Origin of the sequence: Marivirga harenae (assembly GCF_030534335.1) — a bacterium.
Taxonomy (GTDB): domain Bacteria; phylum Bacteroidota; class Bacteroidia; order Cytophagales; family Cyclobacteriaceae; genus Marivirga; species Marivirga harenae.
Genome location: NZ_CP130565.1, coordinates 2,755,349 through 2,769,562, shown reverse-complemented (window position 1 = coordinate 2,769,562; position 14,214 = coordinate 2,755,349). Strand labels below are relative to the sequence as shown.

Annotated in this window: 11 protein-coding genes; 6 read left to right on the top strand and 5 right to left on the bottom strand. The window is 35.6% G+C overall.

Translation table 11 applies throughout. The features are described 5' to 3' along the window. Positions 1 to 41: 41 nt before the first annotated feature. Both Q3Y49_RS12010 and Q3Y49_RS12005 read left to right on the top strand, forming a co-directional pair. The gene (locus Q3Y49_RS12010; RefSeq protein ID WP_303268450.1) at positions 42 to 761 is read left to right on the top strand and encodes a hypothetical protein; all 720 of its coding nucleotides are present in this window, start codon (positions 42 to 44) and stop codon (positions 759 to 761) included. Between the two features lie 75 nt (positions 762 to 836). Continuing rightward, positions 837 to 1,403, top strand: a complete 567-nt coding sequence (locus tag Q3Y49_RS12005; RefSeq protein ID WP_303268449.1) for a hypothetical protein — start codon at positions 837 to 839, stop codon at positions 1,401 to 1,403. A 636-nt stretch (positions 1,404 to 2,039) separates the two neighbouring features. On the opposite strand, the gene Q3Y49_RS12000 is transcribed toward Q3Y49_RS12005, so the two are convergent. The 5 genes from Q3Y49_RS12000 to Q3Y49_RS11980 form a co-directional block, all read right to left on the bottom strand. Next, positions 2,040 to 2,231: a hypothetical protein gene (locus Q3Y49_RS12000; protein WP_303268447.1), complete on the bottom strand. Its 192-nt coding sequence runs from the start codon at positions 2,229 to 2,231 to the stop codon at positions 2,040 to 2,042. Positions 2,232 to 2,639: 408 nt separating this feature from the next. After that, positions 2,640 to 3,467 (bottom strand): alpha/beta hydrolase, encoded by an 828-nt coding sequence (locus Q3Y49_RS11995; RefSeq protein WP_303268445.1) that lies wholly within the window; start codon positions 3,465 to 3,467, stop codon positions 2,640 to 2,642. A gap of 13 nt (positions 3,468 to 3,480) precedes the next feature. Continuing rightward, positions 3,481 to 4,212 carry an MIP/aquaporin family protein gene (locus tag Q3Y49_RS11990; protein ID WP_303268444.1) on the bottom strand — a complete coding sequence of 244 codons (732 nt, stop codon included), beginning with the start codon at positions 4,210 to 4,212 and terminating at the stop codon, positions 3,481 to 3,483. A 6-nt stretch (positions 4,213 to 4,218) separates the two neighbouring features. Further along, a complete protein-coding gene (gene glpK / locus Q3Y49_RS11985; protein ID WP_303268443.1) occupies positions 4,219 to 5,721 on the bottom strand; it encodes a glycerol kinase GlpK in 1,503 nt (500 codons plus the stop codon). A 375-nt stretch (positions 5,722 to 6,096) separates the two neighbouring features. After that, on the bottom strand, positions 6,097 to 7,662 hold the full coding sequence (locus Q3Y49_RS11980; RefSeq protein ID WP_303268441.1) for a glycerol-3-phosphate dehydrogenase/oxidase: 1,566 nt from the start codon (positions 7,660 to 7,662) through the stop codon (positions 6,097 to 6,099). 133 nt (positions 7,663 to 7,795) lie between these two features. Between Q3Y49_RS11980 and Q3Y49_RS11975 the strand changes: the two genes are divergently transcribed. The 4 genes from Q3Y49_RS11975 to Q3Y49_RS11960 all read left to right on the top strand — a co-directional run bounded on the left by Q3Y49_RS11975 (position 7,796) and on the right by Q3Y49_RS11960 (position 14,209). Next, positions 7,796 to 8,557, top strand: coding sequence for a DeoR/GlpR family DNA-binding transcription regulator (locus tag Q3Y49_RS11975; RefSeq protein WP_303268440.1), 762 nt, complete (start codon positions 7,796 to 7,798; stop codon positions 8,555 to 8,557). A 100-nt stretch (positions 8,558 to 8,657) separates the two neighbouring features. Beyond that, a complete protein-coding gene (locus tag Q3Y49_RS11970; protein ID WP_303268438.1) occupies positions 8,658 to 11,399 on the top strand; it encodes a hypothetical protein in 2,742 nt (913 codons plus the stop codon). Positions 11,400 to 11,401: 2 nt separating this feature from the next. Then, complete coding sequence (locus Q3Y49_RS11965) at positions 11,402 to 13,015, top strand: mechanosensitive ion channel family protein (RefSeq protein ID WP_303268437.1); 1,614 nt, start codon at positions 11,402 to 11,404, stop codon at positions 13,013 to 13,015. A gap of 36 nt (positions 13,016 to 13,051) precedes the next feature. Next, entirely contained in the window at positions 13,052 to 14,209 is a 1,158-nt protein-coding gene (locus Q3Y49_RS11960) for a cystathionine gamma-synthase (RefSeq protein ID WP_303268436.1), read from the top strand. Positions 14,210 to 14,214 lie beyond the last annotated feature (5 nt).

Genomic DNA, 14,214 nt, shown 5'->3' with positions numbered 1-14,214 from the left:
AATAACTTACCAGATTTGAATTGGTGATTTCTTTCAATTATATGAAATATATTTTACTTTTGGGTTCACTTATCTTCTTGCAAGTTGACAAATATCATGAATTTATTGAGATTTCTCCAAAAGTTCAGTTTGATGAGTATGGAAATTATTTAACAAGAAATTTGAATAAAAAAGATTACCCTCAACTATCTGAAGAATATCCATTGATTCCTGAATCAGCTAGTTTCACTTATATCTGTGACAGTGATTCATCGAATTTCCAATATAAATATGGCTTATATGATATGGATAAAGATAAGATCACGAGGTATGTAACAGAAATTTACAAGCGTTTTGCTATCTTTTCCTTGACAGAAACTCACTTTGATTTGGTTCTATATTCTAGATTTAACAATAAAGCAGAACGGTTTGTTTTACGTTCTTTTAATAAGACCGGGAAGAAAATAGATGAACTTGTAGTGAATGAGGAAATCAGAAGTTACACCAGTGCTTCTTTAGACCGATTTAGTTATAGTTTAATAAATTCAGACAGCATTAAGGTTTTTAATTACAAAGATGCCGAGAACCGGAATCAGGAAGATGAAAAATCTCCCTTAGTGACTAAGGTGGTAATTGAAAATTATGCTATTGACAGTCTTGGTAGGTTCAATAGAGTAGATGTAGATTCTTTTTTACTTTCAAAGCCGATGAGAGCATATTCCAAATTTGATGTCGAACCAGAAGTAGATGATCCAGTTTATAAATATTGGACCTTATGGTAATAAATACCGAGTTACATATACATTATTAATTGAGAATCCGTCTTGATATATTTACCCAGTTACATCTAATTGAAAATGAAAACTACTTCCCTACTAGTTCCATTTATCCTTTATACATTATCCTCTCATTCAAATCATACTAACCCCAGTCAAGATTCACTAGTCCTTCAAACAGTAGATAAATTTTACAATTGGTACATAAATGTTGCCTATCCAAAGAGTACAAGTTATTATCAGATACCACCTTTTGAAAAGCTTGATGAAACTACTTATATTTTTGATTTGAGAGAATTTAAAGAAAGGATAAATACTATTGATTACTTTTCTGAGGACTACAAAGAGAAATTGGTTAGCAAGCTAGAAAGTTGCAATGCAGAAATGCGAAAGATCAATTGGGAATATGAACCAGAACCAATGTTTAATATAAATGCTTGTAATTATTTATGGGGTAATCAATGGGTTGGTGGACAAGGCGAAAAAATCACAGGATATAAAATTGATAGAGATGAGAAAAACTCAGAAGAATATTCAGTCATTGTAAGTATTCTCATAGAAGGTAAAACCTTTGTTCGTTCTCATGTTTTTTTAACTAAAAAGGTTGATGAATTTAAAATCAATGAGATTAAACTGATTCGGAATTAAAATGATTCGCATCTAGAGTATTTAAATTAATTTGTAATAGTAATCGAGGCAATCTAACCGATTGTTTTTATTACAAGAAAATCAACACAGTATTATAAAGCATTTAACTTAAATAATATGTGCAATTAAAAACCACCGTGCAAAGCAAGGTGGGAACGAGGATTTAAAGACATGGGACACATTCTAGGTAAGTAATGCGAAAATCAAAAACCAAATAATATTCCTTGCTGAATATTATTTTCACTACCTGCAGAATATTAATATTGCCTGAGTTTTTATAATGTTTCCTGATTTGGTAAAGATGCTTACTGAATATTTTTTGGGCTTCCTGAATAGGGGAAATCGTTTTCCTGAAAGTCAGGAAGTGGTTAAGACTGATATTTTACGGCAATATTTAATATGATGAGTAGTATTTTTTTGAGGCTTTACTTATACTTATTAGGTATATTCCAATGTTTCTATTTTCCTTTTTTCTACTATATAACAAGACTAAAAACTTGCTAAAGCTGGAAATTTAACCACAGAAGAATCAAAAGAAAACAAAAGAACAGCCAAAGGCTGTTTAACCCTGGCTCATATCCTGTAACACAGGACCATCCTGTTATCTTCTTTGAAGTTCAGTTCAATAGACTGCGGTTACTTGATCAAAAAGAAAGAAAAAATCAAGACAAAATAATGCTTCATCCCACATCCATCCGCTGGCTTGTCTGCACAAGCGGGCCCGCTATTTTGTCCTCCCTCCTTCTTTCCCGAGTTCCTCGGAAGTGGTCGAGTCAGTTCTGTTGCAAATGTGCAATAACCAATTAAGAATTTTGCTGTATCTCTCACGTTAGGACAACATAGGTTTTCCAAGAACAATCTAGATTAGCGGGCTAATTAAAAATCATCTAGAAACAAGCTAAAAGGAGTTTGATCAATGTTACATAAAGTTGAATTTACTTGGTGAGTTTATTAATATCTAACTCCCCAACTTTCGCCTTAAGCGAAAAAGCGGGCTGGAGGGTAAAATGGCGGGCAGACGCTGACATTAGCGGGTAGTAGCATCATTTTACCTAGATTTTTTGCATACTTTTTCATCAATGGAAAAAGTATGAATGATTAAGCTAGAATTAAAATGCAATAATTAGCAATTTAATGCTTAATTTTGCTCTGTCTCTGTCCCAGAAGTATTCAACTTCCAAAGCATAAATTTACTTTTTTTTAAAATTCACCAAAAAATTTAAAATCTATCAAGATTTAATTATCCTCCATCCACCCCAAAACATCCCCCATCAATTCCTCAAAATCTACATCATGATGGATTTCATGCTTTGAATTTGGATAACTTTTAAATGTAAACAAACTGCTATCCTTAGAGAATTCAGCAGTTGCATCATGGGAGATAATTTTATCTAGCTGACCGTGAGCTAAAAATACTTTGTGCTTAAATTTATGGGTATTATGAATCAGGTACTCCCCTCCTTTTGTGATGGAGGTAAATAGTTTGGCCGAAATTTTATTGTGAATTAAGGGATCATTTTCATACTTCTCTACCTCCTCATTTATGCTGGAAATATCCTCTGCTTTTAGTCCTGATGGCTGAATCAAACTTGGAATAATATCGGCTACCCAATTCCCTAAATTCACTTTCCATTTTGGTGGGTCAAAAGCCAATTTAATCCACGGGGAAGTTGCTATACCGGCCGTAATTTCACTGGATTGGTCTTGAGCCAAATAATTCAAAACGATATTGCCGCCCATGCTATGCCCATAGAGGTATAATTCAGCATTTAAATAATCCACCCTAACAAAACGGATAAAATACTCTATGTCAGTCAATAGTTGCTCCATGCTAGGGGCATGTCCTTTTTTGCCTTCTGAATTCCCATGTCCTCTTAAAGTTAAGGCTATGACACTTATTCCCTGTTCATTAAAATACTCAGCTACTTTTTGAAATCTTCCAGCATGTTCTCCAAGTCCATGGACAATTAATATTATCTTTTTAGGATTTTCAGATTGAATGTATTTTTGAACCTCCAATGATAAATTATCTGAAGTTTTGAAATGTGAAATTTTCTTATCCATTATGGAATATAAATTAATTCAATACTATGTAAATAAATGCTGCAACGGCAGCACCTGTTAAAGGACCAATAATGGGAATCCAACTATAGGACCAATCGCTCCCTCCTTTTCCTTTTATGGGTAAAATTTGATGCATGATCCTTGGACCTAAATCACGTGCCGGATTGATCGCATAGCCAGTTGTTCCCTCTAAAGCCAATCCTATTACCCATACCAAAATAGCAACCGGTAGAGCCCCTAAATCCCCCAAGCCAATTGGAGTGCTATTGGCGTCCATCAACTGCGGAGGAGTGGAAAACAATATCACTATGATAAGTACAAATGTTCCGATGAATTCTGAAATAAAATTAGTCCTGACATCTCGAATGGCTGGAGCAGTGGCAAAAGGCGCAAATAACAAACCCTGATCATCCGTGGATTCAAAATGCCTTTGATAAATCAACCAGGCACAAAAAGCCCCAAAAGCTGCGCCTAAAATCTGTGCTGGGATATAAATCCACAAAAGATTCCAGGCGAAATCACCTGTTATTGCTAGGGCCAAGCTAACCGCTGGATTAATATGAGCTCCACTATGAGGACCTGCGACTACCACCGCTATAAAAACTCCAAAAGCCCAAGCTGTAGTAATCACCATCCAGCCCGAACCTGCGGCTTTAGTTTTGGGCAAAACCACATTGGCTACAACCCCAGAACCCATCAATATTAATAAAAAAGTGCCTAAAAATTCTGCTACAAAATAGTTCATCTGCTTTTATGATTCTAACCAATCCTGACTTCGGTCCACCGCCTTATGCCAAAAATGCAATAATTTTTTAACTTCTTCTTTATCCATTTCAGGATTATAGGATTGCTCGGCTTCCCAAAGGGATTGCAAGGCCTCCATATCTTTCCAGTAGCCCACTGCTAGCCCTGCTAAAAATGCGGCACCCACTGCAGTAGTCTCAGTAATTTTAGGTCGAGTAATAGTACAATCGACCAAATCAGATTGAAACTGCATCAAGAAATTATTTTCGGAAGCACCACCATCCACTCGCATTTCTTGGGTTTTATGTCCAGCATCTTTTTCCATGGCTGCCAAAACATCATTTACTTGATAGGCAATGGCTTCCAATGCTGCTCTTGCCATATGAGCTTTCGTAGTTCCTCGGGTAATTCCAAAAAATGTACCTCTAGCATCTTGATTCCAATAAGGTGCTCCTAATCCTGTTAAAGCGGGTACAAAATAAACGCCTTCATTATTCTTTAAAGAAGTGGCCAAAGCTTCCGACTCACTTGCTTTGCGGAAAAGCTCTAGTCCATCTCTTAACCATTGAATGGCTGCTCCTCCTATAAAAACACTGCCTTCTAAAGCATATTGAACCTTATCTCCTATTTGCCAAGCCACGGTAGTCAATAATTTATTCTTCGATTTCACGGGTTCGTCTCCTGTATTCATCACTAAAAAGCAACCCGTTCCATAGGTGGTTTTAGCCATTCCTTTTTCCGAGCAAAGTTGTCCAAACAAAGCTGCTTGTTGGTCACCAGCTATTCCTGCGATAGGGATTTTATGTGAGAACAGATCCCCAGCAGTCGTACAATAAACTTCGCTACTAGCCTTCACCTCAGGCAACATAGATTCAGGAATTTCAAACAAATCCAGTAATTCTTTGTCCCACTTTTTTTCATGAATATTAAAAATCATGGTGCGACTAGCATTAGTAATATCAGTATAATGATGTTTTCCGCTTGTTAATTTATAGACCAACCAGCTATCCACTGTACCGAAACATAAATCACCCTTTTCAGCTTTTTCTTTTGCTCCTTCAACATTATCTAAAATCCATTTTATTTTAGTAGCTGAAAAATAAGCGTCAATTATCAATCCTGTTTTATCATTGACTTTTTCTGATAAACCTGTTTTCTTTTTAAGGTCATTACAATAAGCAGCAGTTCTTCTATCTTGCCAGACTATTGCTTTGTGAATAGGTTTGCCAGTATTCCGATCCCATACTATAGTAGTCTCTCTCTGATTGGTGATGCCTATTCCTGCAATTTGCGTGGGTGTAATATTAGCTTTAGTGATTGCTTCAGTTGCTACCGAAGCCTGAGAAGTCCAAATTTCATTTGCGTCATGTTCTACCCAGCCAGACTGAGGAAAAAATTGCTCGAACTCCTTTTGAGCAACTGCAACAATTTCTGCTTTCTCATTAAACAGAATTGCTCTTGAACTGGTGGTTTCCTGATCCAGGGATAATATATACTGAGGTTTTTCCATAGTTTTATTTGAGTTTACGGTAATGAAATATCTACTTGAATATTCTTATCGAGCAGATATTTTTACTATTTTTTTTTAAATCATTGAATCAATAATTTTCATTCCAATCTTTTGTCTTGATACAAAAGATACAAAAAATCAAGAAAGTTTAATGCTTCAACCCTCTCTGCCCTCGCTAGCCCGCTAAACTTTCCTCCCTCCCGCTTTTCCGAGTTCCTCGGAAGTGGTCGTATTGTTTCTTATGTTTCTGAATAGTAATACATCTATTTTCTACTTTCAAATAAAGTTCTCGCAGAGAGACTCACTAATCACTGGTTTGAAAAACTTCCTATGCTTACTCGAACTGAATTCTAAATAATTATCAAATAAACCAATTTAAATTTCAATTAGATATCGCATTGCCAATTTATTAAAATCTTTCAATTGCTTTTCTATCCATGCTTCATCTTTTCCCAATTCTTCAGCCATCAGCTCCGCAACTTTGGGGGCCATATTCGTGCTTGCTTTTGCATCAAGAAAAAGGACTCTAATCCTCCTGGCTAATACGTCTTCTACCTTCATGGCCATTTCATTTCTACATGCAAAAATGACTTCAGCTTGAGTAAAAGGATATTTTGGATGCAAAAGCTGATTCCATTCTGAATTTGCATCCTGTAGAGATTTAATTGCCTCTTTATCTGAACCATACACACCCAAGTAATCACTAGATTTGTTCGTAGAAAACGCATGAATCTTAATCTCCGCTGAACCACTTTTTTGAAGTCTATCACCCGTCAACTTTGTAAAATATTCTACAGTATCCTCCCCCATCTTTCGGAAAGTAGTCCATTTCCCACCAGTAAGCGTAATTAAACCGCTGTTGGATACCAATACTTTATGGCTGCGAGAGATTTCCTTGGTTTTTTCACTTTCATCAGTAGGTGCAGCCAAAGGCCTTAAGCCGGCATAAACAGAAAGAACATCACTCCTCTGCGGTTTCTTAGTCAAGTACTCCTGTGCCGTCTTCAAGACGAAATCTATCTCCTTTTCTAAGGCGGCTGGTTCCAGTTTTGGCTTCTTCCTCATTGTGTCAGTTGTTCCCACCACTAATTTATCATGCCAGGGTACTGCAAATAAAACCCTTCCATCGCTGGTTTCTGGGATCATCAAAGCATCTTTTCCTGATAAGAAAGATTGGTCTAGCACTAGATGAATACCTTGACTTGGCCGAATCATTTTCTTGGCATCAGGATTATCCAATTGCAAAATCTTATCTGCAAAAACACCGGTTGCATTTACCACCATTTTTGCTTTTATGTCATAATTCTTTTTCGAAAATTGATCTTTAACAGAAAGTCCGGAGATTTTACCGCCCTCATCTTTTATCAACTGGTTTACTTTAAAATAATTTAAAACCGCTGCACCTTTTTCATCGCAAGTTTGAGCCACGTTTAAAGCCAAACGGGCATCGTCAAACTGCCCATCATGATAAATTACACCGCCTTTCAACCCCTCTTGCTTTATGGTTGGCAAGCGCTCAATAGTTTTTGTTTTAGAAATAAAAGTTGATTTACCTAGACTTAATTTCCCCGCCATCCAATCGTACATTTTGAGACCGATCGTATATTTTAACCTATCAAAGAAAGAGTAAATGGGTATTACAAACGATTGATTATGCGCCAAATGTGGAGCGTTTTTTAACAATAAACCTCGTTCTCTTAATGCTTCCAATACAAGAAAAACATCACCCTGTGCTAAATACCGAACCCCACCATGCACTAATTTAGTACTTCTACTACTGGTGCCTTTAGCAAAATCAGATTTTTCAAACAATGCAACACTCAAACCTCTAGAAACAGCATCTAAAGCAACTCCCAGCCCAGAAGAACCACCTCCAATCACTGCTATATCCCAAACTTTGTCAGCTTCAGAAATTTGCTTTATGTTTTCTTTTCTATTCATATTGTTTCGTTTTATCCAAATATAGAATAAAAAGAAACATTACAAAAGTTAAAATCCAATTTTTTACTTAAAAAACTTTCTTTTTATTACCTTTTATTTATTTTAATTACTAAAATATTTATTTTTGAACCCTATGACAATTGCAGAAAGACACAAATTCATATTAGACCAACTTCAAAAAGAAGGCTTTGTAAGTGTTAGTGAACTAAGCAAGGATTTAGAGGTCACCAAAGTAACGATCCGAAAAGATTTAAGACTCTTAGAAGACAAAGGACTGCTTTACCGCTCGCATGGAAGTGCAACTTTAGTTTCGCCTTATGTGAACGAAAAGCCTGTTGATGAAAAGCAGTTGGTAAATGTTGAAGAAAAACAAAGCATCGCAAAAGTGGCGGTGGAAAGCTTGATAATGAATGAAGCAATAATCATTGGTTCTGGTACTACCGTTGGAGCATTTGCCCACGCTATCCCAAAAAATGCACAACTAACAGTACTTACCTCTGCAATGAATGTAACCATGGCTTTACTAGACTGCAAGGATGTAGAAATTGTACAATTAGGGGGTGTTGTCCGAAAAGGTAGCTCGTCAGTAGTGGGGCATTATGCGGAAGAAATGATGCAGAGCTTCGCTTGCAGTAAATTGTACTTAAGCGTGGATGGCATTAGCTTAGAACATGGATTTACCACTTCGAACATGATGGAGGCTCATTTGAATGCTAAAATGATTAAATCCGTTCAAAAAACGATAGTTTTGGCTGATGCTAGTAAATTTGGAAAGAAAGGATTTGGTAAAATTTGCGATTTAGAAGATGTTGACCAAATAATCACTAACAAAAGTGCTTCCAAGCAGTTTATTAGCACTTTAGAGTCTAAAGGAATAGAAGTAGTGCTAGTCTAATTGCAACCCTTCTATTACCCTAAGATATTTCTTGCGAAAACACCTTCATAGTTATTAATAATCCTATATTTGCATAGCAGCAATAAAAATCAAAAAACCTTTGAGAAGAATTTTTATCATAATATTTCTATTCATCTTGATTTTAGCAAGTGGATATGGAATATATTACTATTGGGATAAACAAAAAAGTCTGGATGCATGGTCTCTAGTCCCTGAAAACACTTTTTTAGTGTATGAAAACAACAATTTAGTTAGTGCCTGGAATAGTATCCAAGAAAACCCAATATGGAAAGACTTACAAAACATTGAATACTTCAAATCTTTAAAGGAAAATTTTGAAGCTTTAGACAGCTTATCTGGGAAAAGCGGAATTCTGGATGAAGTGTTTAGGAACAACCACTTGTTGATAGGGATGTCAATCATTTCTAACAATGATTTTGACTTTGTGTTCTACCAAAGCTTGAAAAATACAGAGCAAATTGAAATAATAAAAAAAATAGAATCCAAATTTGAAGAATTCAAAAAATCTGAAAGAGTTTTTAACAAAAATACTATTTACGAACTAAAGAGCACAGGGGATGGTAAAACATTCAGCTATGTATTACTTCGTGGAAATTTTGTTGGTAGTTTCTCACCCGTTTTAGTAGAAGATGTTATCAGAAATCTTGAGAGGGATGAAGAAAATTTTCAAGAAAGTATAGTTGAAGTCTTTAAAATTGCAAATTTTCAAGATGATTTAGGTAATCTATATATCAATTTTGAAAGACTTGATAAAATCGTAAAAATATTTACAAAGTCTGATCAATCTATTCTCTTCAATGTTCTATCACAATTTTCGGAAGGTGCCTTTCTCGATTTGTTTGTAGACGGTGACGATCTGTATTTAAATGGATTTACATTTCCTCAAGATTCTATCAGCTACTTGAATACCTACCGCGGTCAAACAGGGGGTGACGTTACTTTGGAAAACTACTTTCCTTCAAAAACTGCGATTGTCATTCATGAAAGATTTAATGATGCTCAAACCTTTCAAGATAAAAAAGTTAAGTTCTGGGGTGGTATTGATCGGGATTATCCTCGAGAAAGAAATCTAATAGCAGAACAATATGAAACTGATTTTAGGGAATTTCACCAGTTTATGGCCGGAGAAAATGCTCAAGTCATTCTAAATAGCAATCAGGACTTAGAAGAGAGCAAAAAGCTTATTTTCATTAAAATGACTGATAAAAACGAGGGCTTAAATAAATTCAATAAATTATCAGAAGAAGTCGCCAAATTGCAACAAGATACTTTGTATTATGAGTACTATGCTGAAAACGAAATTAGGGAATTGCTAATTAAGGAATTCCCGTATCAATTGTTGGGGAAAAATTTTAAAGGCTTTACCCACTCTTTTTTTACTACAATTGATGACAATATGATTATCAGTAATGATATTCAATCCTTAAAGGAACTTATACTAGATATTGAAACGGAAAACACATGGGGTAAGTCTATTAAGGAAAATCAGTTCATTGAATCCACATTACAAGAATCAAACCTAAATATTTTCATAAATATCCCACAAGCATGGTCATTACTTCTCGATAATCTTAACGAAAGATGGCGTAAAAACTTTATGGAAAATGAATATCCGGTAAAGAATTTTGATATGCTTGCTTTTCAATTCAGCAATGAAAATGAACGTTATTATAGTAATATTGAAGTGCTTCATTCTGATAATAGGGTTAATAATGAAATGAAGTATTTTGATAAGCTAATGCAAGTTGATATAGCCTCTCCTATCATTAGTAAGCCTCACGTAGTGAAAAATCATAATACAGGTTTATTTGAAACGCTCGTACAGGACTCCGCCTACAATCTACACCTCATTTCAAATAACGGAGATATCCTATGGTCTGAGCCATTGGAGGCACCGATTATCGGGGAAGTTTTCCAGATGGATTACTATCAAAACAATAAGTTGCAATATGCATTCGCTACAACTGAAAAAGTATACCTGCTGGATAGAAACGGGATTGCTTTAGAATATTTTCCTAAAGTGATTGGCGATAATACCAGTGAAAATCAGTATTTCAATGTTATTGACTACGACAAAAGCAGAACTTATCGATTACTAATTGCAAAAGAAAACGGAGATATATTCCTCACTAGCAAATATGGTGATACTTTGGGCGACTGGAAGCCATTGAAAATGAATGATAAAATTGCTGCTAGACCGGAACACATTAGGATTAGAAGCAAGGATTTCATGGTAGTTCTTCAGGAAAACGGTCTCGTGAAAGTAATGAGCAGAAATGGAGAGATGAAACCTAATTTCCCAATCAACATTAACGATAGACTATCAAATAACTTATACTTTGAAATTGGAAATAGCTTTGAAAGTAGTTATTTGGTTACCATTACAGACGGAGGTGCTTTGGTAAAAATTAGCTTTACAGGGAAAATTGATAAAAAAGAACAACTGTATATGCCAAACAAAGAGACCATTTTTAAAATTGTTAAAAATGCTTCTGAACGAAGTTATCTTCTGGCAAGACAAGATTTAAGCCGAGTGAGTGTTTTGAAACCATCAGGTGAAATGATGTTTGAAAAAGACTACCTCAGTAAGGATGAAATGGAAATCCAATATTATGAATTGGCTCCCAATAAGGAAATTATTGCTATTACGGACAAAAAACAAGCATTCACTTATCTTTACACCCGTGAAGGTCAACTCATAAATCAGCAACCTATTGAGAGCGCAGATGAAATTGCCATGATCTATTACAATAAGGATAACGAAGTGCATGTCTATAAATGCCATAAAAACACTTTCAGTATTCTAAAATTCAATATATAGGGATGAAGTACTTTTTAATCATATTCATATTTTTATCACAACTTACAAGCGGGCAGGACAATAAGGAGAAAGCACTAGGGCCTAATAGCTTATCTTCGCCAAAAGCAACAATCAATACGTTTCTTAAAAATCTGCAGGAAGATGAATTTCACCCTGAAATTGCTTCAAAAACCTTAAATCCAGAATATTTAAAAGGAAAAGATGAAAAACTAATCGTTACTCAATTAAAACAAGTTTTGGATGGTGCAGGAGTATTGATTGACGTTGACGATATCCCAGACAATCCTAATTATGCCGATTCTACCGACAAGAGGAGATATTACATATCTGAAGTAGAGTTTCCCGAGATTTACTTGGAGAGAAGTAATGAGAAATGGTATTTCAGTAAAAAGACTATAGAGAAAACTCCAGAATTACATAAAAGAGTTTATCCTTTTGGTACGGACAAACTGATGAATATTTTACCCAAAATGGGAACTCAGAAAATAATGGGTTTACATGCTTGGCAGTACATCAGTATCCTTTTACTCATTATCATTTGTGTCGTTATACATAAATTACTGAGCTGGTTTTTCGATTGGTTAATATACCAACTCCTCAGTAATAAAGGATATGGGAATATTGCGCACGAGTATATTATGCCAGTCGCAAAACCCTTCAGCTTGCTTGTTATTGTCGGGATTCTCATAATTCTAGTCCCTGTCCTACAACTACCAATCACTTTTAATCATTACTTTATTTTATTATTGAGGGCACTTTTACCATTATTTGGTACAATGATGGCTTATAAATTAGTTGATATCTTGGGCGAATACTTAATGAAAAAAGCCGCTCAGACTGAAACTACGATGGACGACCAAATTGTCCCCATTCTTAAAAGGATACTCAAGATTTTTGTGGTGATAATTGGATTCCTTTACATCTTAAGTAATCTAAGATTTGATATAACAGCATTGTTGGCCGGTATATCGATAGGTGGTTTAGCCTTTGCTTTGGCCGCTCAGGACACCATCAAAAACTTCTTTGGATCGCTAATGATTCTATTTGACAAACCTTTCCAAATCGGTGATTGGGTAACTGCTGGGGATATTGACGGAACAGTTGAAGAAGTCGGTTTCCGCTCAACTAGGGTCAGGACTTTTAGAAACTCCTTGATTACTGTACCCAATGGTAAACTAGCTGATATGGCTGTGGACAATCATGGTTTAAGGAATTATAGAAGATTTTTTACTACAATTACTATTACTTATGATACCCCTGCTCATTTAATAGAGGCATTTACAGATGGATTAAAGAAAATTGTTGAAGAACATCCCAAAACTTGGAAAGACATGTATCACATCCGTTTCAATAACATGTCGGCATATTCCTTGGATATCATGTTTTATATCTTCTTTGATGTGCCAACATGGGGAGAAGAATTGCAACATAAGGAAGAAGTCCTTTTGAGTATAATGAAATTAGCAAAGGAGCTAGGAATTAATTTTGCATTCCCAACACAAACTTTACACATGGAAAACTTCCCTGGGCAGCCCTCGTTATCTCCAGAATATCAAGAGAAGAATCAGATTTCTGAAAAATTGAAAAATTACTTTTCGACATCAACCAGAAAATAAGGTTTATTTTTAATTTCAAAATTAAAAAAGTAACTAATGAGCAAGTCTAGTAAGTACAGATTTGGTACTAAAGCAATTCATGCAGGAGTAGAACCAGATTCTGCTACAGGAGCCATCATGACGCCAATCTACCAAACATCTACCTATGTTCAATCCGCTCCAGGCCAACATAGAGGATATGAATACAGTCGGTCACAAAACCCCACAAGAGCAGCGTTAGAGAAAAGCATTGCTGCTTTAGAAAATGCTGAATTTGGATTTTGTTTTGCTTCAGGACTTGCAGCCATTGATGCAATAATCAAAACATTAAAGCCTGGCGATGAAGTTGTAAGTACTAATGACCTATACGGGGGTACCTATAGAATATTCACTAATATTTTTAAGGATTTTGGCATCCATTTCAATTTTATTGGCATGCAAGATGCAGCTACGATTGCACAACATATTACAGACAAAACAAAATTAATTTGGGTAGAAACACCCACTAATCCAATGATGAATATCATTGATATTAAGGCAGTTTCTGAAATAGCAAAAAAACGTAAGGTCTTGTTAGCAGTAGACAATACTTTTTCTACACCCTACTTACAAAATCCCTTGGAATTAGGTGCAGATTTAGTCATGCATTCAATTACTAAATATATTGGTGGTCATTCGGATGTCATAATGGGGGCATTGGCTACAAATGATGAGCAATTAGCTCACAGACTAAAATTTATTCAAAATGCCAGCGGAGCCGTCCCTGGTCCACAAGATTGTTTCTTAGTATTGAGAGGAATTAAAACCTTGCACTTAAGAATGCAGCGACACTGCGAAAACGGAGCAGCAGTGGCCAATTTCTTAAAATCTCATCCAAAAGTAAATAAAGTATTTTGGCCCGGATTTCAAACGCATCCTAATCACGAAATTGCCAGCGGTCAAATGCATGACTTCGGAGGAATGATTTCATTCTCATTAAAAGAAAATACAAAAGAAGCAGCAACGGAAATTCTAAAAAGATTTAAATTGTTTACTTTAGCTGAGTCTTTAGGCGGAGTTGAGTCTTTAAGCGGACACCCTGCAACTATGACCCACGCCAGCATCCCTAAAGCTGAGCGTGATAAAATCGGTCTGTCAGATTCTTTGATCCGCCTTAGTGTAGGAATAGAAGATATAGAAGACTTAATTTATGATTTAAAGCAAGCATTGTCCTAAACTGA

What these genes read in the sequence shown, in the direction of transcription:
- Q3Y49_RS12010 (WP_303268450.1), top strand. Translation starts at nt 42, where the DNA reads ATGAAATATATTTTACTTTTGGGTTCACTTATCTTCTTGCAAGTTGAC.
- Q3Y49_RS12005 (WP_303268449.1), top strand. Translation starts at nt 837, where the DNA reads ATGAAAACTACTTCCCTACTAGTTCCATTTATCCTTTATACATTATCC.
- Q3Y49_RS11990 (WP_303268444.1), bottom strand. Translation starts at nt 4,212, where the DNA reads ATGAACTATTTTGTAGCAGAATTTTTAGGCACTTTTTTATTAATATTG.
- Q3Y49_RS11975 (WP_303268440.1), top strand. Translation starts at nt 7,796, where the DNA reads ATGACAATTGCAGAAAGACACAAATTCATATTAGACCAACTTCAAAAA.
- Q3Y49_RS11960 (WP_303268436.1), top strand. Translation starts at nt 13,052, where the DNA reads ATGAGCAAGTCTAGTAAGTACAGATTTGGTACTAAAGCAATTCATGCA.
- Q3Y49_RS11980 (WP_303268441.1), bottom strand. Translation starts at nt 7,662, where the DNA reads ATGAATAGAAAAGAAAACATAAAGCAAATTTCTGAAGCTGACAAAGTT.
- Q3Y49_RS11995 (WP_303268445.1), bottom strand. Translation starts at nt 3,467, where the DNA reads ATGGATAAGAAAATTTCACATTTCAAAACTTCAGATAATTTATCATTG.
- Q3Y49_RS11965 (WP_303268437.1), top strand. Translation starts at nt 11,402, where the DNA reads ATGAAGTACTTTTTAATCATATTCATATTTTTATCACAACTTACAAGC.
- glpK (WP_303268443.1), bottom strand. Translation starts at nt 5,721, where the DNA reads ATGGAAAAACCTCAGTATATATTATCCCTGGATCAGGAAACCACCAGT.